The organism is Leucobacter iarius, assembly GCF_039530105.1.
Classification (GTDB): Bacteria; Actinomycetota; Actinomycetes; order Actinomycetales; family Microbacteriaceae; genus Leucobacter; species Leucobacter iarius.
Genome location: NZ_BAAAOB010000001.1, coordinates 1,787,288 through 1,807,019, shown reverse-complemented (window position 1 = coordinate 1,807,019; position 19,732 = coordinate 1,787,288). Strand labels below are relative to the sequence as shown.

At 69.9% G+C, this 19,732-nt stretch carries 17 protein-coding genes; 1 reads left to right on the top strand and 16 read right to left on the bottom strand.

Going from position 1 to position 19,732, the window contains the following annotated elements; translation table 11 throughout:
- Window positions 1-4: 4 nt before the first annotated feature.
- From ABD169_RS08135 to dapA, 5 genes are read right to left on the bottom strand one after another with little or no spacing between them, the layout of a single operon-like run.
- Complete coding sequence (locus tag ABD169_RS08135) at window positions 5-1,054, bottom strand: lipid II:glycine glycyltransferase FemX (RefSeq protein ID WP_344031265.1); 1,050 nt, start codon at window positions 1,052-1,054, stop codon at window positions 5-7.
- Complete coding sequence (gene murJ, locus ABD169_RS08130; protein WP_344031263.1) at window positions 1,051-2,664, bottom strand: murein biosynthesis integral membrane protein MurJ; 1,614 nt, start codon at window positions 2,662-2,664, stop codon at window positions 1,051-1,053. Before murJ ends, ABD169_RS08135 begins: the two co-directional genes overlap by 4 nt.
- Window positions 2,664-3,785 (bottom strand): lipid II:glycine glycyltransferase FemX, encoded by a 1,122-nt coding sequence (locus ABD169_RS08125; protein WP_344031261.1) that lies wholly within the window; start codon window positions 3,783-3,785, stop codon window positions 2,664-2,666. The genes murJ and ABD169_RS08125 overlap by 1 nt, the downstream gene beginning before the upstream one ends.
- A 3-nt stretch (window positions 3,786-3,788) precedes the next feature.
- Window positions 3,789-5,468: a ribonuclease J gene (locus tag ABD169_RS08120; RefSeq protein ID WP_046454391.1), complete on the bottom strand. Its 1,680-nt coding sequence runs from the start codon at window positions 5,466-5,468 to the stop codon at window positions 3,789-3,791.
- Window positions 5,469-5,510: 42 nt separating this feature from the next.
- Entirely contained in the window at window positions 5,511-6,488 is a 978-nt protein-coding gene (dapA, locus tag ABD169_RS08115; protein ID WP_046454390.1) for a 4-hydroxy-tetrahydrodipicolinate synthase, read from the bottom strand.
- 351 nt (window positions 6,489-6,839) lie between these two features.
- On the opposite strand from dapA, the gene ABD169_RS08110 reads away from it, so the two are divergent.
- Entirely contained in the window at window positions 6,840-7,727 is an 888-nt protein-coding gene (locus tag ABD169_RS08110; protein WP_344031259.1) for a hypothetical protein, read from the top strand.
- Window positions 7,728-8,484: 757 nt separating this feature from the next.
- Here ABD169_RS08110 and ABD169_RS08105 read toward each other — a convergent pair.
- The 11 genes from ABD169_RS08105 to ABD169_RS08055 form a co-directional block, all read right to left on the bottom strand.
- The gene (locus ABD169_RS08105) at window positions 8,485-9,087 is read right to left on the bottom strand and encodes a dihydrofolate reductase (protein ID WP_425560963.1); all 603 of its coding nucleotides are present in this window, start codon (window positions 9,085-9,087) and stop codon (window positions 8,485-8,487) included.
- A gap of 63 nt (window positions 9,088-9,150) precedes the next feature.
- Window positions 9,151-9,990 carry a thymidylate synthase gene (locus tag ABD169_RS08100; protein ID WP_344031255.1) on the bottom strand — a complete coding sequence of 280 codons (840 nt, stop codon included), beginning with the start codon at window positions 9,988-9,990 and terminating at the stop codon, window positions 9,151-9,153.
- Window positions 9,991-10,105: 115 nt separating this feature from the next.
- A complete protein-coding gene (locus tag ABD169_RS08095) occupies window positions 10,106-11,098 on the bottom strand; it encodes a pseudouridine synthase (protein WP_344031253.1) in 993 nt (330 codons plus the stop codon).
- A gap of 32 nt (window positions 11,099-11,130) precedes the next feature.
- Window positions 11,131-12,435 carry a hypothetical protein gene (locus ABD169_RS08090; RefSeq protein ID WP_344031251.1) on the bottom strand — a complete coding sequence of 435 codons (1,305 nt, stop codon included), beginning with the start codon at window positions 12,433-12,435 and terminating at the stop codon, window positions 11,131-11,133.
- Window positions 12,436-12,535: 100 nt separating this feature from the next.
- Entirely contained in the window at window positions 12,536-14,125 is a 1,590-nt protein-coding gene (locus ABD169_RS08085; RefSeq protein ID WP_425560954.1) for an APC family permease, read from the bottom strand.
- Between the two features lie 197 nt (window positions 14,126-14,322).
- On the bottom strand, window positions 14,323-14,733 hold the full coding sequence (locus tag ABD169_RS08080; RefSeq protein ID WP_369699848.1) for a hypothetical protein: 411 nt from the start codon (window positions 14,731-14,733) through the stop codon (window positions 14,323-14,325).
- Between the two features lie 35 nt (window positions 14,734-14,768).
- Complete coding sequence (gene dapB, locus ABD169_RS08075) at window positions 14,769-15,551, bottom strand: 4-hydroxy-tetrahydrodipicolinate reductase (RefSeq protein ID WP_344031248.1); 783 nt, start codon at window positions 15,549-15,551, stop codon at window positions 14,769-14,771.
- A gap of 9 nt (window positions 15,552-15,560) precedes the next feature.
- Complete coding sequence (locus ABD169_RS08070) at window positions 15,561-17,090, bottom strand: phytoene desaturase family protein (protein WP_344031246.1); 1,530 nt, start codon at window positions 17,088-17,090, stop codon at window positions 15,561-15,563.
- Window positions 17,087-18,451 carry a M16 family metallopeptidase gene (locus ABD169_RS08065; RefSeq protein WP_344031244.1) on the bottom strand — a complete coding sequence of 455 codons (1,365 nt, stop codon included), beginning with the start codon at window positions 18,449-18,451 and terminating at the stop codon, window positions 17,087-17,089. The genes ABD169_RS08070 and ABD169_RS08065 overlap by 4 nt, the downstream gene beginning before the upstream one ends.
- A 58-nt stretch (window positions 18,452-18,509) precedes the next feature.
- Entirely contained in the window at window positions 18,510-19,118 is a 609-nt protein-coding gene (locus ABD169_RS08060) for a DUF4395 family protein (RefSeq protein ID WP_344031243.1), read from the bottom strand.
- Window positions 19,115-19,603, bottom strand: coding sequence for a TlpA family protein disulfide reductase (locus tag ABD169_RS08055; protein WP_344031241.1), 489 nt, complete (start codon window positions 19,601-19,603; stop codon window positions 19,115-19,117). The genes ABD169_RS08060 and ABD169_RS08055 overlap by 4 nt, the downstream gene beginning before the upstream one ends.
- Between the last annotated feature and the right edge of the window lie 129 nt (window positions 19,604-19,732).

Genomic DNA, 19,732 nt, shown 5'->3' with positions numbered 1-19,732 from the left:
GCGATCAGCGTCGCCGGAGCTTGCGCACGACCGACTTCGCGAGCGGCAGGCCGCGGGTCCAGATGCCGTAGCCGAACATCGGGCGGTCCCAGGTGCCCGCGAGCAGGTTCTCGTGCGAGGAGAACCCGGTCTTGAACGTGGTCACGCCGTCATTGATGAGGCCGCCGAAGTCGTAGCGCTCGACACCCCGGGCCTTCATCTCGCGGATCGCGTTCCACTTGAGCGCGTAGTTGGCGCGCAGCCGCTGACCGGTCTCGTCCATGCCGCCGTACAGCTCGAACGACGTGCGCCCGCTGACGGCGAGGAACAGGAACGCGACGGGCTTGCCGTCGACGTAGCTGGCCCAGATCGGCGCGTGCTCGCCGAGCATGGTGCGGGCGTCGTGGTAGTAGGAGTCCTCGTGCAGTCCGAAGTCGGCGCGCGCGCTGGTCGCACGGTAGACCTCGAGGCACTCCTCGAGCTGCTCGGCGGTCTCGACGCGGCGGATCTCGAGCGACTCCTCGCGCTCGGACTTGCGCACGTACTGGCGGTGCTTCTTCGACATGTCGCCCATGAGCTCGTCCTCGCTGCGCGTGAGGTCGAGGATCAGCGTGCGTGCGGGCAGCACCGTGGTCTCGGCGCGGCGCCAAGCGTCGGACAGCGGGAACCGGCCGTCGTCCTCGTCGGGCTCGATCGAGACCGCCACCGCGCGACGCGTGCGGCGCACGTAGTCCGCGACGGCGTCGGCGACCGCGCCCGGTGCCGGATCCTGCGCCGGCGCGCCGGCCGACCCGGGGGTCGCGCCCTCGATCGCGGCGGCCTTCGGGCCGCGCGCGAGCACCGGGCCGCGCGGGGCGTACACGAAACCGCCCAGCGGCCAGGGCAGCTTGCGGGTGAGGAGCTGGCAGGCCCCGACCGTCTCGCCGTCGCGGGTCACGAGGACGCGCTCCGCCGACCAGCGGTGCGCGGACTTCAGCTCGCCCCAGCCCCAGAGCTGGAGCGGATGCCCGCCGAGGTCGATGACGGTCCGATCCCAGAGCTCCGGATCGGTGCAGGGGGTGACGGTGAGGGTCACGAACGGTTCCTTCCGAGCTTGCGGGAGACGAATGCGGTGAGTTCTGTGAGATCCGGTGACTTCAGGATGCGGAGGACCCCGATGTAGACCGCAGTCACGACGAGCGCATCGAGGATCGCGAGGCCGACCGCGGCGAACACGCCGTACCCCGGGAACATCAGCCCGAAGATCAGGGTCAGGCCGAAGCCGATGAGGAGGGCAGGGATCCCGGCGAGCGTGTAGAAGAGCAGGCTGGCGAGGATCCGGGAGCCATCGATGTGTCCGAGACGCTTGCGCAGCAAGAACACCGCGAGCAACGCCTGCACCACTGTCGTGAAGCCGAAGATGAGACCGTAGGCGGGCCCGATCCAGCTCTTCGGCAGCACGAGCAGGCAGAGGGAGAGCACTACGAGCAATCCGATCTGCACCGAAGTGAAGATGAAGGGCGTGCGCGTGTCGGACAACGCGTAAAACGCGCGCTGCACGATGAACAGGAAACTGTAGGCCGCGAGGCCCACCATGTAGCACTGCAGCACCAGGGTGAAGGTGTAGATCTGGTCAGGATTGCCGGTGAAGTTGAACACACGGCTGACAAACGGCGCCGCGGCGAAGATCATCACCGAGGCAAGCACCATCACGAGCAGGATCTGCCGCGCGGAAGCAGAGAAGTCGAGCAAGAACTCGGTCATGCGCCCGCTCTGTCCCCAGCCCGCGAGGCGTGTGAAGTATGCGGTCGCCAGCGAAACGGCAATCACCGAGTGCGGGAGCATGAAGATCAGCCACGCGTTCTGCATCGCGAGCGCAGAGGCACCCGCGCCAGACGCGGTATTGATCACGTTCTGGGTCACGATGCCGCCGAGCTGCATCACGACGATGGTGGCGAGGCTCCAGGCTGCGATGCGGCCCGTCTGCCCGAGGCCCATGCCGCGCCACTTGAAATCGGGCCGGTAGCGGATGCCGGCTTTGCGCCACGAGATGAACAGCACAACGGCCTGCACGATCACGCCGAGCGTCGCGCTGCCCGCGAGCACTGCGATCGCGCCCGGGGTCCAATCATCCGGGGTACGAGTACCGTTATCGGCTCCATACATCGCGATGAACACCACGATGCCTGCGATCGCGATGACGTTATTGAGCACGGGCGCCCAGGTGAACGGTCCGAACACGCTGCGCGCGTTGAGCACCTCACCGAGGATCGTGTAGAGCCCGTAGAAGATGATCTGCGGCAGCGCCCAGTAGGCGAAGGCGAGCGCGAGACCGCGCTGGTCTGCGGGCCACGAAATAGTGAAGAGCCAGACGATCCAGGGCGCGGCGAGCATCACCAACGCGGTGACCGCGGTCAGTGCGGTCATCACGAGCGTGAGCACCTTGTTGATGTACCCCGCACCGCCGTCGGGATCCTTCGCGGCCTTCACGATCTGCGGTACGAGCACCGCGTTGAGCATGCCGCCGAGCAGGATCATGTAGAGCGTGTTCGGCAACAGGTTGCCGTTCGCGAAGGCATCGCCCGACACCGACTTGACCTGGCCGATCGCCACGACGAGCAGCATCGCTTTCGCGAAACCGAGCACTCGGGAGACCATGGTCCCCGAGGCCATCACCGCGCTCGCGCGCGCCAGAGAGCCGGCCATCAGTAGTACGGGTCCTTCTGCACGGTGAGCGAGAGGCGGCGCGCGATGCGGTCGCCGATCTTTGCCCAGACGGAGAACTTGCTCGCGCTCAGCGGCAGATCCCACGCTCCCGCGTAGTCGACGATCTGCGGCGCGAAGCTCGTCTTGAACTGGCCGACGCCGTGCAGCGGGTGCGCGGTGTCGGAGGCCTGGCCCGAGGGAGGTGCCCCGCACAGGTCGTGGGTGACGGCGCCGCGCTCGAGCGCCCAGCGCAGGACCTCCCACTGTAGCGCGTGCGAGGCGCCGTAGGCGGTCTTCGCGCGCACCGAGGCGCCGTCCTTGTAGGTCGTCTTGGAGCCGAGGCCCATGGCGAACGCGCCCGCGACGAGCGCGCCGTCGCGGTAGGCGAAGAACAGCTGGCCGGCGCCGGCGCGCTCGAAGCGCTGCCAGAACGAGCGGTAGTAGTCGGCGCTGCGCAGTACGAAGCGCCCCTCGGCCGTCTCTTCGAGCAGGCGGAAGAACGCGGCGCAGTTCGCTTCGCTCGCGGGCACCCGCTCGACGGTGATCCCGTCGCGCGCGGCCTTCTTGATCGCGTAGCGGGCCTTCTTGCCGAGGCTCGCGAAGAGCTCGTCCTCGGTGCGCGGCTCGGCGCCGCTCCCCCGGACGTCGACGATCACCGTCGAGGGGTTCGGGATGATGCGTGCCGTCGGCACTGCGCCGAGCGCGCGAACGACTCGATCCGCCTCGGCGCTCGCCGGCACGCGCGGCTCGATCTTCAGCAGGAACGCCCCGTTGGCGCGGGCGAAGTCGGCCACGGCACGGGTCGCACGCGCGAACGCCTCAGGGTCCTGCCCCGCGGCGTCGAGCGCGGCGGGACCGGCCGGCACATGCCACCACTCGCCGAGCAGCGGCGCGCGCTTGGCGAGCACGCCGACGGCGACCGCGGTGCGATCCTCGTCGCCGAGCTCGACGATCAGCCGGTGCACGCGGTAGCGTCCGGCCTCGCGCTTCTGCTCGAGGTAGGCGTCGCCCTGCCAGACCTCACCGCCGCCGGGGTTCGCCGCGATGAGCGCGTCCCAGCGGGCGCGCTCATCGTCCGTCGCGAACCGCACGGCGGCGACGGGCCGGGCTTCGACCGACACCGGTCAGACCACCACCACGACGGGGACGATCATCGACTTGCGGCGCAGCTTCGTACCGACCCAGCGGCCGATGGTGCGGCGGACGACCTGCTGCAGCGCGTGCTGATCGGTCGTTCCGCCCTTCATCGCCTCTTCGAGGGCGTCGGCGATCTTCGGCTTGATGGCGTCGAACACCTTGTCGTCCTCGGCCACGCCCTTGGCGTGGATCTCGGGACCCGACACGATCTGGCCGAGGCTCGTCTCGACGACCGTGATCACCGAGATGAAGCCTTCTTCCGCCAGCGTGCGACGATCGCGCAGATCGTCGTCGGTGACCCGGCCGACGCTCTTGCCGTCGACGTAGATGAAGTCGATCTCGAGCTGCCCGACGACGCGCGCGACGCCGTCGACCAGGTCGACCACGGTGCCGTTCTCGCCGATGATGGTGCGGTTCTGCGGCACGCCCGTCTCGATCGCGACGCCGGCGTTCGCCACGAGGTGGCGGTACTCGCCGTGGATCGGCATGACGTTCTTCGGGCGGACGATGTTGTAGCAGTACATGAGCTCGCCGGCGGCGGCGTGGCCGGAAACGTGCACCTTGGCGTTGCCCTTGTGGACGACGTTCGCGCCGAGCTTCATGAGGCCGTTGATCACCCGGTAGACCGAGTTCTCGTTGCCCGGGATCAGGCTCGACGCCAGGATCACGGTGTCCCCCTGGCCGATCTCGACCTGGTGCTCCTGGTTCGCCATGCGGCTCAGGACCGCCATGGGCTCGCCCTGCGAACCGGTCGACATGTAGACGATGCGGTGGTCGGGGATGTCGCCGCTCTTCTTGAGATCGACGAGCACGCCCTCGGGCACCTCGAGGTAGCCGAGATCCGACGCGATCTTCATGTTGCGGACCATCGAACGGCCGAGCAGCACGACGCGGCGGCCGGCCTTCTGCGCGGCGTCGAGCACCTGCTGCACGCGGTGCACGTGGCTCGAGAAGCTCGCCACCACGACCTTGCCGCGGGCCTTCTCGATGACGCGCTCGAGCACGGGACCGATGTCCTTCTCGAGCGGGGTGAAGCCCGGGACCTCGGCGTTGGTCGAGTCCGTCATGAACAGATCGACGCCCTCCTCGCCCAGGCGGGCGAAGGCGCGCAGATCGGTGATGCGGCCGTCGAGCGGCAGCTGATCCATCTTGAAGTCGCCCGTGCCGATGACCAGGCCGGCCTCGGTGCGGATCGCGACCGCGAGCGCATCGGGGATCGAGTGGTTCACCGCGATGAACTCGAGGTCGAACGGACCGAACTTCACGCGGTCGCCCTCGGCGACCTGACGCAGCTCGGGCGTGATGCGGTGCTCCTTGAGCTTCGCCGAGATGAACGCGAGCGTGAGCTTCGACCCGACCAGCGGGATGTTCGGGCGACGCTTCAGCAGGTAGGGCACACCGCCGATGTGATCCTCGTGACCGTGCGTGAGCACGACCGCGACGATGTCGTTCAGGCGGTTCTCGATCTGCGAGATGTCGGGCAGGATCAGGTCGACGCCCGGCTGGTGCTCTTCGGGGAAGAGCACGCCGCAGTCCACGATCAGCAGCTTGCCGTTGATCTCGTAGACCGTCATGTTGCGGCCGACCTCGCCGAGGCCGCCCAGCGGGGTGATGCGAAGGGTGCCGTTCTTGAGCTTCGGCGGAGCATACGGGGTGGTGACGGGCACACAGCCTCCTGGTCAGGGCCCCGATCCTTCGGGGCCGTTCGGTTAGCGGGTGGTCCCTGCGATCTTCGGCAGGGCGCCGCCGGCAGCCGCGTTGCGGTCCGGCCGGAAGTTCTGGAAATCGACGCCGGCGACGTCATGCACGAGCGCGAGCTCGTCCTCGATCATGGCGGCCTCCCACTCCTCGGGACCGACGAGCGGCAGGCGCACGCGCGGGCTCGAGATGCGGCCGAGGCCGTGCAGCACGTACTTGGCCGCGACGGTGCCGGGCACGTGGGTCATGATGGCGCGCACGAGGGGCTCGAGCCGCTGGTGCTGCTCGCGCGCCGTGTGCAGGTCGCCCGCGTTCACCGCGTCGATGATGGTGCGGTAGGGCGCGGCGGTGATGTTGGCGGTGACGCCGATGAGGCCGGTGGCCCCGATCGAGAGGTGCGGGAGCACGTTCGCGTCGTCGCCCGAGAAGTACATGAGGTCGGTCTGGTTCAGCACCCGGCTGACCTCGCTGAAGTCGCCCTTGGCGTCCTTCACCGCGAGCACGTTGGGGTGCTTCGCGAGCCGCAGGATCGTCTCGTATTTGATCGGCACGCCGGTGCGGCCGGGGATGTCGTACAGGATGACCGGCAGGTCGGTGGAGTCCGCGACCATGCGGAAGTGGGTCAGCAGGCCCGCCTGGGTGGGCTTGTTGTAGTACGGCGTGACGATCATGACGCCGTCCGCGCCGGCCTTCTCGCTGGCCTTGTAGAGCTCGATGGCGTGGGCGGTCTCGTTGGAGCCGCCGCCCGTGATGATCTTGGCGCGACCGCCCGAGACCGACTTCGCGACCTCGACGAGCTTGATCTTCTCGGGGTCGGTGAGGGTGCTCGTCTCGCCGGTGGTGCCGGTCACGACGATGCCGTCGGCCCCGCTGGAGATGCAGTGGTCGATGTGGGCCTCGGTTGCCGCCCAGTCGACCTCGCCGTCTGCCTGGAACGGGGTCACCAGAGCGACCAGTACCTGGCCGAAGGGATTCTCGCGCTGTGTCACACGCCTAGGCTACCGGACCCGCGGCGGAGAGTTGGCTGCGGCACCGTTTGTTCGGCGGCTTCTTCGGCTTCGGGTTCGCGCTCGGGTGCGGGCGGGGCGCGCCTCTGGCATGCGCCGAGATGACCCTTTCGCGGGTTATGAGCGCCCAAAACCCGCGGGAGGGGCATCTCGGCGTCGGTCCTCACGCGTTGGCGCGCGCTCGCTGTGGACAACGCCGGATCGGGTCCTCGTCCGCGGCATTCTGGCTCCATGCCCCGGACTCCGACACCACTGCCCGGGCCGTGGCCCGACTCGGCGCCCGGCTCCACCGCCCGCACCGCGGAGGCCGCGCGGGCGGGAATCACTCGGAACATGCTCGTGCACCGCCGGTTCGAATCACCGCACCGCGGCGTGCACCGACTGCGGTCGGAGCAGCAGGAGCCGAGGTTCTCCGAGCAGCGCGTGCTCGATCTCGCGCGCGCCTACGTCCCGAAACTCCGTCGCGGGGAGGCCTTCAGTCACACGACGGCCCTCCTCGCCTTCGGTGCGCCGATCCGGTCACCCGAGGTCGTGCACCTCGCGGTGCCCCTCCCGCTCCGAGCCGCGCGGGGCCGCACGGTCGTCGGGCACGGCGCCGGTTCGGACTTCGAGGTCGTCCGATCACCCGCGGGGCTTCCCTGCGTACGACCGGTCGCGGCGCTCGCCCAGAGCGCGGCGCTGCTCCCCCTTCGCGAGCTCGTCGTGGCGATGGATCACCTCGTGCTCCCCCGCGGCCCGCGGCACCGAGTCACGCCGCTCGTGCCGCTCGAGGCGCTGCACGCCGAAGTCGCTCGTGCTTCGGGCCGCGGGGTCCGCAAGCTTCGCGCCGCGCTGAGCCTCACCCGGATCGGTGCGGAATCGCGCATGGAGACCGAAGTCCGGCTCGAACTCGTCGCGCTGGGGATCGACGATCTCGATCTCCAGGTCGAACTGCGGCGGGCCGACGGCACGTTCATCGGCCGCTTCGACCTGGTCGACCGCACGAGAAGACGCATCATCGAATACGACGGCGAGCAGCACCGCACAGACCGAGCCCAGTACTTGAAGGACCTGGCGCGGATCGAGGCCGCCCGCGAGGAGGGGTACCGGCTGCTGCGCCTGCACCGCGAGGATCTTCTTCGGAGCAGGATCGCCGAGACCCGGGCGCGGCTCTGCCGGTTCCTCGGCCGGGAGCCGCGCCCCATCACGGCCGAGCTGACCCGCCTCCTCGCCGAGCGCTGAACGGTGGGGGCGGGGCGGAGTCGAGGTCGAGGTTCGGGCTCCGGGTCGGGGTCAAAGCTCATTCCTTTGGCCCGCACTCACCCCGCCGAGATGACCCTTTCGCGGGTTATGAGCGCCCAAAACCCGCGAAAGGGCCATCTCGGCGAGGGCGCGAACGCGGGGGCGAGGGCTCGAGACGCGGGGTCAGGGGTCGAGGTTCAGAACTCCGAGCTCAGAACTCCGAGCTCAGAACTCCGAGCTCAGGCTTCGGGGCTCGGGGCTCAGGGCTCGGGGCTCGGAGCTCTGGGCCCTGGGCCCTGGGCCCTGGGCTCGAGGTTCGAGGTTCGAGGTTCGAGGTTCGAGGTTCGAGGTTCGAGGTTCGAGGTTCGAGGCTCTGGCCAGTGGTCGGGTTCGAGGGTCGGGTCGGGGTCGCGGGTCTGGGTTCGGGCTCGGAGTTCGGGCCTTGATGTTCGAGGTCGAGGTTCGCGCTCCGGGGGTCGAGGTTCAGGGGTCTGGGCTCAGGATTCGGGGCTCGAAGCTCGGGGGTCGAGCCCCATTCCCTTGGCCCGCACTCACCCCTCCGAGATGACCCTTTCGCGGGTCATGAGCGCCCAAAACCCGCGAAAGGGTCATCTCGAGGAAGGCGCGGAGGCACGGACACGGCCGGGCGCGGGAAGGCAGGGGGGGGGTGGGCGCGGCACGCCTCAGGGTGATGTTGAAGCCGCACGACTCACGAACCCGCGGGTCAGGGAAGTCAGAGGGCTCAGGGGTCAGGGGGTCAGTCCCGCAGGTAGCGTTCGAAGCGGTAGCCGAGACCCGTCTTCGAGGTCGCAGGAGCGCCAGGGTCGACGAGGCGCCACTCAGGGCCGATCTCGGGCGCGAAAGTGTCGGCGTCGGGCACGTCGAGCTCGATGCGGGTCACGACCAGTTCCGTCGCGAGCGGCATCGCCGCACGGTACAGCTGCCCGCCGCCCATGATCCACGCGCGCGGCGAAACACCGTCGGCGCTCGGAGCACCCACGAACTCCGCACCGGATCCCGCGTCGGCCCGGACCTCAACGGCACCCCCGGTAGCCCCGGTGCCCTGGGCCTCCGTGCTCCCCTCGATGCGAGCGGCACCGCCCGCCAGGTCGAGAGCGGACTCGACCGACGCCGCGACGCGAGCACCCTCGGCGACGAAGCCCGGATCCCGGGTCACCACGATGTTCGCGCGACCAGGCAACGGGCGAAAGCGTTCAGGCAGCGACTCCCACGTACGGCGGCCCATGATCACCGGATCACCGAGCGTCGTCCGCTTGAAATGCGCCAGGTCCTCGGGCAGGTGCCACGGCATGTCGCCGTCGCGCCCGATCGCGCCGCCCCGCGCCTCGGCCCAGATCATGCCGAGGCTGCGGAGTCCTGTGGCCCGCCGCTCGGAGCCGTCGCGCTCGCTCACCCGAAGGCCCTAGACCGCGACCGGGGCCTTGATGCCCGGGTGGTGCTGGTAGTCGAGGACCGCGAAGTCGTCGAACACGTAGTCGAAGATGGAATCCCGCTTGCGGATGCTGATCTTCGGGTACGGGAACGGCTCGCGCGCGAGCTGCTTCTCGACCTGCTCGACGTGATTGTCGTAGACGTGGCAATCGCCGCCCGTCCAGACGAACTCGCCCGGCTCGAGGCCCGTCTGCTGAGCGACCATGAGCGTGAGCAGCGCGTAGGAGGCGATGTTGAACGGCACTCCGAGGAACATGTCTGCCGAACGCTGGTAGAGCTGGCACGAGAGCTTGCCGTCGGCCACGTAGAACTGGAAGAAGGCGTGGCAGGGCGCGAGCGCCATCTGGTCGAGCTCGGCCACGTTCCAGGCGGAGACGATGAGACGACGGGAGTCGGGGTTCGAACGAATCTGCTCGATCACCTGCGAGATCTGGTCGATGTGCTCGCCCGACGGAGTCGGCCACGAACGCCACTGCACACCGTAGACAGGGCCCAGGTCGCCGCTCGCGTCAGCCCACTCGTCCCAGATGGTCACACCGTTGTCGGTGAGGAACTTGGTGTTGCCCTCGCCGCGCAGGAACCAGAGCAGCTCGATCGCGACCGACTTGAAGTGCACCCGCTTGGTGGTCAGCAGCGGGAACGATTCGGCCAGATCGAAGCGGATCTGGCGGCCGAACAGGCTGCGCGTGCCGGTTCCGGTGCGGTCGCCCTTCGGCGTACCGTGCTCGAACACCTCGCGCAGCAGGTCCTCGTAGGGGGTCGGGATCTCGTTCGTGCTCACGTCGAGAAGTCTACCGGCGAGGTCCGACATCGGGCCGAGGCCGAGGCCGCGTTCGCTCGGAGCGTGCCGACGGAGGATCCTGCGACTCGCAAGCTCGCGCAGGATGACGAGGGGGCAGGCTCGCGCAGGATGCCGCCCTGCAGATTCACCCAGCGGACGGACGCAGCGGGAACTCCCGCACGCTCGCGAAGCGGCGCTCACCGCCGTCGATCGGGTCCGGGAATCGGAGCTCGCTCGCGAGCAGCTGCAGGGGCGTGCTGAAATCGTCGACCGCGATCTCCTGCACCGCCGGATAGAGCGGATCGCCCTCGATCGGGATCCCGAGACCCAGCATGTGCAGGCGCAGCTGATGGGTCTTGCCGGTGCGCGGGGTGAGCCGATACACACCGCGGCGCTCGCCGCGGCTCGCGACCCCGCCAAGACTCTCGACCTCGCCGCGACTCGCAACCCCGCCCACCACCGGCAGCTCGCGTTCCAGCTCCACGAGCGATTCGGAGTTCGGTTCGAGACCGGGCACTTCCTCCGCCTGCCAGCTGCCGTGCCGCTTACGCAGGTGGTTGCGCACGGTGGCGGGCAGGGTGAGGTCGTCGCGGATCCGCGCGACCGCCCGGTAGGTCTTCGACACCTCGCCCCGCATGAACATGCTCTGGTAGGCGCCGCGCCAGCGACGCTCGGTGGCGAGGATCAGGAGCCCGGAGGTGACCCGATCGAGTCGGTGCATCGGCGTCAGCTCGGGCAGTCCGAGCTGACGCCGCATGCGCACCACGACGCTCTCGGTGATGTGCTTGCCGCGCGGGATCGACGAGAGAAAGGGAGGCTTGTCGACCACGACGATCCGGTCGTCGCGGTGCACGACGTGCACGGCGCCGGGCACCGGAGTCTCCTCCGGCAGGTCCCGGTAGAACCAGACGAAGGTGTGCGAGCGGTATTCCGCGTCGGCGCGCAGCGGCTCTCCCGAGTCGAGCACGAAGCGTTCGTCGGCGATGAACGCGTCGACGTTGATGTGCTCGGAGAGCCGGTGATGCAGCCAGTCGCGCATGGTCGGCCAGGGGCGCGGGTTCGCCGGATCGCGGTCGGGCGACCGCATCCAGGCGGAATCGAGTCCGAGGCGCTGCGGCAGCGGGGAACGCGGGGGCATCCGAGGAGTCTAGCCCGCGGCGGCGGCGCGATTCACCGCACTGCCGCCCATTTCGGGTTCACCGCGATCGCGTGGACGTGCAGGTTCCGGCGCGGGAAGTCGAGGGTGTCGACGTCGAGCACGATGCGGCGCTCCCCTGTGCGCGCGTCGACGCTGAAGATCGCGAGCCGATCGAGCCGGTCGAATCCCGGCCCCCTGCGGTCGTCGATGTACTTCTCTTGCGCCGCGACCCCGTAGACGCGATCGCCGACCCGGTCGAGCACGCCCTGATCGGTGCCGACCACGGGTTCGAAGTCGTCGAGGAAGTCGGTGAGCGTCGCCGAGTCGATGGCCTCGGCGATCGTCGGTGCCGATCCGCCGCCTGCGGCATCGGATCCAGCGGTACCGGATCCACCGGGCCCACCAGAGGTGCCGGATCCAGCGGATCCAGCGGCACCGGACCCACCGAGCGCCGCGTCGCCGACGGGGATCGACCAGAGCCGTCGATCCGCGGCCCAGTACAGCCGCCCGTCGTTCGCGAACGGCGTGCTCGGCCCGGACCTGCTCAGCGCTTCCGGATACCGCACGTCGAGCGTGCGCTGCGCACCGGAGGCCCGATCCCAGATCCATACGGTCTGCGCGGGCTCGGACCGATCCGGGATCTCGCCGATCCCGATGATCCGGTCGCCGTCGCAGGTCATCGCCTGGACGCCCGTGAACGTACCGAGTCCGCTGATGTTGCGCGATCCGGCGTCGATCGTGCGTGGATGCCCGTCTTCGCCGATCGCGACGAGTTCGCCGTCGCAGTTCGCGAGCACGGGGTGCGCGTACTCCGGCTTGACCGAGGTCAGCTGCTTCGTCTTCGCGTTCACGAAGGCCAACCGCTGTCCTTCCTGGGTGCTCATCTGCACCGCGAAGCCGTCGCGGGTGGCGAATCGCGCCCACTCGGTCGGGCGGTCCAGGTCGCCGGGCAGCGGCATTCGGGTGAGGCTCTTCGCCCCGAGCAGGTATTCGTCGGTCGGCCCGCCGGTGCTGAGGCCGGCGTCCGACCAGGCGATGCGGGAGCGCTCGAAGCCGCGTTCCTCAAGCTGCACCGAGCGCGTCCTGCCCTGCGGGTTCACGAGCACCAGGTAGGAGGTGCCGTCGGCGTCGAGGCGCATCGCGGCGATGGCGTCCTCGATGCCGAAGTCGTCGGAGATGGGCGGCGCTTTCAGATACTTCACGATCGCCGGCCCGCCGAAGATGGCGCCGAGGACGATCGCGGCCAGGGCGACGGCACCCCAGTTGCGCAGGAGCTGCTTGCGGCGACCGGCCGGCGCGGGTGTCGCCGACGCGGTCTTCTTGCTCTCCTGGCCCATCGCTCGATTGTTCCACGGAAACACCGAAGCGCAGCGGCGGACCGCTGCGCTTCGGTGGATGTCGCCGCGAGGCGACGCGGATCGTGCCGCGGGTTCGGGATCAGAGCCCGTCGTCGAACACCTCGACCGTGCCGGTCGCTTCGCTCGCGTCGACGCGGCGCAGCACCTGTCCCGTGAAGAAGGGCTTGGAGACGCGCGACTGGAGGAACATGAGCACGACGCCGATGCCGAGGACGGTGACGCCGATGATGCCGACGAGGCCGACGCCGCCGATGTTGTTGCCGGACCCCGCCGAGGGATCCATGCTGTCGATCGTGGTCTGCACGAACACGATCAGCAGCAGGATGCCGCCGATGGCGGGCAGCACGATCTTCGAGATGACCGATCCGACGCCCTCGCGGAAGGCGGTCTTGCGGAAGTACCAGGGGCTCGCGAGCGCCGTGATGCCGTAGTAGAAGCAGACCATGATGCCGAGTGCGGTGATGGTGTCCCACAGCACGTCGTTGCTGATGAAGCGCATGATCGCGTAGAAGCCGGAGGCGACGAGCGACGACAGCATGAGCGCGACGTACGGCGACTTGTACTTCGGGTGGATCTTCTTGATCGACTTGGGCAGCGCACCGTAGTGCGACATCGCGAGCAGGGTGCGCGCGGGCGAGATGGCGGTGGAGTTGATGGACGCCATCGCGGAGACGAGGATCGCGAGCGAGAGCAGCAGCGCGGCGGGGCCCATGACGGGGTGCGCGAGCGCGGCGAACACGTTCTCGGCGATCGCGGAGTTGCCGAGGCCGGTCGGGCCGTCGCCGACGCCGGCGAAGGCGACGGTCGCGGCTGCGGTGCCGACGTACATGACGACGAGGATGCCGACGAGGATCATCGCGGCCTTGCTCTCGGTCGACATGCGACCCTTGGAGGGCTTGGTCTCCTCGCCCATGGTGAGCACGGTGTCCCAGCCCCAGTAGACGAAGATCGAGACGGCGATGCCGGCGGCGAAGGCGCTGAAGCTCGACACCTCGAAGGGGTTGAACCAGGACAGCTCGGGCATCTTGCCCTCGGTGTTCGCCGGGTCGGCCGCGCCGATGAACATGGCGACGACGAACCAGACCATGACGGCCATCTGGAAGATGACGGTGAGGTACTGGAAGATCTTGGTCGAGGTCATGCCGCGGTAGGAGATGAACGTGGCGAGCGCCATGAATCCGAGGCAGACGGCGATGTTGATCAGCTTGTTCTGCGCGATGTCCGCGATCGAGGGGTCGCCGACGAGGATGCTGATCGATTGGAAGAGGAATTCGACGGCGACGCCGGCGAGGTTCGAGAGGACGAGCACGGTGGCGGCGATGAGCCCCCAGCCCGCCATCCAGCCGATCCAGGGGCCGAACGCCCGGGTGGCCCAGGTGAAGGAGGTGCCGGAGTCGGGCATCGCCGAGTTGAGCGCGCGGTAGCCGATGGCGACGAGCAGCATGGGGATGAAGCCCATGAGGAAGATCGCCGGGGTCTGGTAGCCGACCTCGCTCGCGGCGGGGCCGACGGCGGAGGTCAGGGTGTACGCCGGGGCGCACGTCGAGAGGCCGATGACGAGTGCGCCGAGCACTCCCACCGTTCCGCTGGGCAGTCCCTTGCGGCTGATGCCGGTCACCGAGTCGAGTGCTCGGGTAGGCGGTTCAGCGAGCTGAGCTTTTCGTGACATGCCGAAATCGTCCCTCTGGGCGCTTCGCCGCGCCCGGTCGTACTTGCACCGGCTGGCGTGAGCAAGGGCGCGTCGGTGAGGCCCTCGGTCGGTGCGATCCCGAACGAGTTTAGGTCGTTCGCCGAACGTTTCCCTAATCGCGCGAAGGATATTCGTTGAACGTCCGCTGAAATGCGACGTTACCGAATGTTTCTGCGTCAGCCGCGTGACTTGGCGATCGCGGACCGGATCGCGGCGCGTGCGCGGCGTCGGTCACCGCAGGCGTCGTAGACGAGTCCGAGGCGCATCCAGTTCTGCCAGGATTCGGGATCGGCTTCGACCTCGGCCTGGTACTTGGGGAACGCGGCGTCGGCCTGGTCGCGGTCGGGGCGGCCGCTGGGCGAGACGTCGACGTCCTCCTCTGGCAGGCGCCCCTCGGCTGCGAGCCGGTCGACGAGCCGGGTGGCGCGCGCGCCGAACATGAGTTCGCGCACGAGCGCCCAGACGCCGATGAGCGGCAGCACGAGCAGGGCGACGCCCATGGCGACGGCGAGCGGGGTTCCGGTGGCCAGGAGCGCGAATGCGCGGACTCCGGCGAACCCGAAGTAGAGCACGAGCAGCACGCTCATGACCACGACCCCGATGATGGATCGGATCCGCGCGCTCACGCTGCGCCCTCGGTGGCGTCGGCGTCGGCGGCGCTGGCGGCGCCCGCGGCGGAGCCGATGCCGAGGACGCGGTCGAGGCCGACGACGAGGCCGTCGAGCTCGCCGGCCGCGCGGAGGGCGGCGCGGATTCCGGGGCCGTAGGCGGCGTTGGAGTGCGTGTCGTGGGTGATCGTGAGCACCTCGCCCGCGCCTCCGAACCGGACCTCCTGCTTGGCGACGACTCCGGCGAGCCGGAGGCTGTGCACCGGGATCCCCGCGATGAGTTCGCCGCGGGCGGTCTGCTCGGCGAACGGCGCGTCGATCGGCTTGCCCGACCGGGCGTCGGCGATGAGTTCGGCCGTGCGCACCGCGGTGCCCGAGGGCGAGTCGACCTTGCCGGGGTGGTGCGCTTCGATGATCTCGACGGAGTCGAAGAAGGGTGCCGCGATGCGGGCGAGCGCGGTGCCCAGCACGGAGCCGAGCGAGAAGTTAGGGACGACCAGCGCGGCGGCCCCGGGGAGCTCGTTGACGATGCGCTGCAGCTCGGCGAGCCGCTCGGCCGACCAGCCGCTCGTGCCGACGATGACACGCTGGCCGCGGCGGAGGGCGCGTTCGACGATGGCGGGTGAGGCTTCGGGGTGGCTGACGTCGACGAGGATCGTCGCGTCGGCTCCGTCGTCGGGTGCGCTGGCGCTCGTGAGGCGGGCGGTCAGCGTGAAGTCGGGATCGGACTCGACGATCTCGCAGACGAGGGCGCCCAGGCGGCCGGTGGCCCCGGAGACGGCGACGGAGGTGCTCATGGTTCCAGGCTACCGGCCGGACTCGCGGCTGCTGCGCACGCCGAGGTCGGGCTCGGCCAGGCCGTAGACGCGGTGCAGCGCGTCGCGTGCGGCGTAGTAGCCGCCGAGGCCGTGCACGCCGGGCCCGGGGGCGACCGCGCCGGAGGTGAGGTAGAGGCCGGGGGTCGGGGTCCGCCAGGGGGCGAGGTCGGCGGTGGGTCGCGAGAGCAGCTGGCGCATGGTGACGGCCCCGGCGCTGAAGTCGCCGCCGACGGAGTTCTCGTTGTAGCGGGAGTAATCGTCGGCCGTGATGACTTCGGTCGCGATGATGCGGTCGCGGAATCCGGGGGCGAAGCGCTCGATCTGAGCGATGACGCGCTCGGAGACGTCGAGGGTGGAGCCGTTCGGAACGTGCGTGTAGCTCCAGATCGCGTGCCGGTCGGCGGGGTTGCGCGTCGGGTCGAAGCGGTCGGGCTGGACCAGGAGCACGAACGGGGATTCGGGGTGCCTGCCGCGCAGCACATCGCGTTCGGCGGCGGCGATCTCGGCGCGGGTGCCGCCGAGGTGCACGGTGGGGGTTTCCGACATGCGCGCGTCGGCCCAGGGCACGGGGCCGTCGAGTACGAAGTCGACCTTGCAGGCGCCCGGCCCGAACTTCTGTCGTTCGAGGGTGCGCCGGTAGCCGGCCGGGAGCGCGTCGCCCGCGATGCGGGCGAGCCCGCGCGCCGAGGTGTCGGCGAGCACGGTTCCGTAGGATCCGTGCTCGCGGAGTTCGCGGAGGGAGCCGATGCGCTGCCCGGTCACCACGCGGCCGCCGTGGGCCTCGAGGTCGGCGATGAGCGCGTCCGCGATGGACCGGGATCCGCCGATGGGGACCGGCCAGCCGCGCGCGTGGCCGTGCGCGGCGAGCACCATGCCGACTCCCCCGGTGGCGAGCGAGGGCAAGCGGCCGATGCCGTGCGCCAGCACCCCGGTGAGCAGCGCGGGCGCGGCGGCCTCCGAGAATCGGAGGTTCCAGGCCGGGGTGCCCTGTTCGGCGACCCGGAGGCCGAGCGCGATCATGCCGGGGATCGCGGGCACGAACGGCTGCGGCATCGAGAGGAGGGCGCCGCCCATGGCGAAGGACTGCACGGCGTCGATGTTGCGCACGAGCGGTCGGAGGAGGCGCCGGAATGCGGCGCCGTCGCGACCGAGTTCTTCGGCCGTGCGGTCGAGCGAGCGGTAGGCGATGCCGCCGCGGCCGTCCGCGGGGTCGAGCGGATGGCCGTAGGAGGCCTCGGGCACCGCGAATTCCATGCGCTGCGTGAGTTCGAAGCGCTGGAAGAAGTCGGAGGCGAGCGCCATGGGGTGCACGGCCGAGCAGGTGTCGTGCAGGACCCCGGGCATGACACGGTCTTCGGTGCGCGTGCCGCCGCCGGGGGTGCCGCGCGTTTCGAATACGGTGACCGGCACGCCCGCGCGGGCGAGCGTGACCGCGGCGGCGAGACCGTTCGGCCCCGATCCGATGACCGCGGCTCCCTCCGGCTGCCCCGCGGCGCTGCTCAACCCGCGCTCGGTCATGAGCTCTCGAGCCCCGATCGCGAGACCTCGCCGACCGCGACGACCGACATCGGCCGTTCGGCGATGAGCGCCGCGACCTCGCGGATCTCGTCGCTGGTGACCGCCGTGAAGCGTTCCAGCGAGGCGTCGAGACCGAAGAGTTCGCCGGAGCCCAGCTCGGCGCGCGCGAGGCGCCCCATGCGGGTGTCGGAGTCTTCGAGGGCCAGCGCCGAGGACCCGGCGATCTGCCCCAGCGAGCGTTCGTGCTCGTCGGCGGTGATGCCGTGCTCGGCCACGCGCTGCAGCTCGGCCTGCGCGAGGCGAACGACCTCGCGGGCCTTCTGCGGCGCCGACCCCACGTACATGCCGAAGAGGCCGGCATCGGAGTAGCTCGCGCCGAAAGAGTAGGTGGAGTAGGCCATGCCGCGCTTCTCGCGGATCTCTTGGAACAGGCGGCTCGACATGCCGCCGCCGAGCACCGAGTTCATGATGCCGAAGGCGAAGCGGCGCGGGTCGGACGCCCGCAGGCCTCGGGTGCCGATCATCAGGTTGACCTGCTCGCTCGGGCGTTCGCTCACGGTGGTGTGCGCCTCCCCCGGCCCGGGCAGCGCGACCTCGTCGCTGTCGCGTCGCGCGGCGGGCACAGCCTGGACCGACGGATCCCAGCGGGATTCGGGAGAGGCGGCGAGCGCGGCGACGACCTGCTCGACCAGGCGGTCGTGGTCGACCGCCCCGGCGACCGTGACCACGAGGGTCGACGGCCGGTAGGTGTTGCGGTAGTGACGGTCGACGTCGTCGCGCCGTGCGGCACGGATGGTCTCGGGCAGACCACCGATGGGCCGGCCGAGCGCGTGGGCGCCCATGACCTGCTCGAAGAAGCGCTCGTTGGCCACGTCGGCCAGGTCGTCAGCAGCCATGCCGAGTTCTTCGAGGATGACCTCGCGCTCGTTCTCGAATTCGTCGGCGTCGAGCACGGAGCTGGTGACCATGTCGGCGAGCACCGCGACCGAGTCGTCGAGGTCGACGTCGCGCACCTTGGCGTAGTAGCAGGTGTATTCCTTCGCCGTCAGAGCGTTGTGCTCGGCCCCGATGCGGTCGAAGCTCGTGGCGATCTGGTAGGCGTCGCGCTGCGGGGTGCCCTTGAACAGCAGGTGCTCGAGGAAGTGGGTCGAACCGAGGCTGCCCGGAGCGTCGTCGTGCTCCGCCTGCTCGTCGCGCGAGCCGACGCCCACCCAGAAACCGATGGTCGCGCTACGCGCGCCGGGCATGCGCTCGGTGAGGATGCGCAGGCCGCTCGGGTGAACGGTGCGGCGCACGAGACCACCGCCGAGGTCGGCCTCGAGCTCGGGCAGGTCGAGTGGCAGATAGAGGGGTTCTGGCATTGCCCCAGCCTATTGCGTCGGTCGTGCCCGCGCCGAGTCTCCACAGGCGTCACCGCGCTCAGCGGATCAGACGCGCCCTGCGGAGGATGAGATAGAGCTCGCAGCCGAGGCAGAAGGCGAACACCGCGTTGAGGAACGCGGCGATGAACGCCGCGGCGGCCGCGATCGGCAGCGCCCAGGGCACCCCGAACGCGTGCAGCACGAGCCCGGCACCGGCGACGAACGCGCCGACGCCCTGTGCGAAGGTGGGCGGCTCCGCCGGCTCCAGCTCTTCGGGCGGCGCGAGGCGCGGGCGGATGACGCGCGCGAACAGCAGCCCGAACGGATGCCGGCGCACACCCGCGCTCGCACCCCAGACGAAGAGGGCGAACAGCACCAGCAGGAGCAGCGACGCGGGCTCGGCCAGGCGTTCGAGGGGCGAGCGCGCGGCGAGCGCCGCGCCGTCGGTCGCGCTCCCCGTCAGCAGCGCGAGCGCCACGTCGACGAGCAGCAGGGCGGCCGTGATCCCTGCAGCGAACCTCGGCCCGCGCGGATCCACCCCCGCGGATCCGGGACCCCCGGCTCGCGGACCCGCGGATCCCGGCTCCCCGGGTCGCGGATCCGCCGCGGCGGATCCCGATGCGGCGCTTCCCGGCGCGGCGCTTCCCGGCGCGGTGGACGAGCTCATGCGAGACTCCCTTCGATCGTGCGGTCGGCGCCGACGTGCGCTTCGACGAGATCGCGTGCGTGCTGCGCGCTGATCGGGCCCGAGACTCGGGCACGGAGGCGGTGCTGCGCGTCGAGCACGAGCACCGTCGGGGTGCGGAGGACCGAGAAGCGCCGGATCAGGTCGTCGCGATGCGTCACATCGATCTCGACATGGCGCACGCCGTCGATCGCGTCGGCCGCCCCCGACAGGCTGCGCGCGCTCGCCGGGCAGCGCGCGCAGGTCTCCGTGCTGAACTGCACGAGCGTCAGCCGTTCGCCGAACTCCGGTGCCGCGAGGGTCGCGCCGGACGTCTCGCCGATCGGCGCTGCGAGATCCGCCGGGCGGATCCGATCCGCCGCCTCGTCCGACGCGGTGGACCGCACGCGCGTCTGCTTGGCACGCAGCAGCAGGCCGAGGAGCGTCGCGCCGACGACGAGACCCGCGAGTGCGAGAACCACGACCATTGCATTCGATCCCATAATGTCTCCCATTATGCAACGGAATGTCTGGCCGAAGCGAGTGTGACGCCGCGAGACGCATCCGCATCCCAAGGCCGAGACCCAAACCCCGGCCCGAACCGCGACTACCGAACC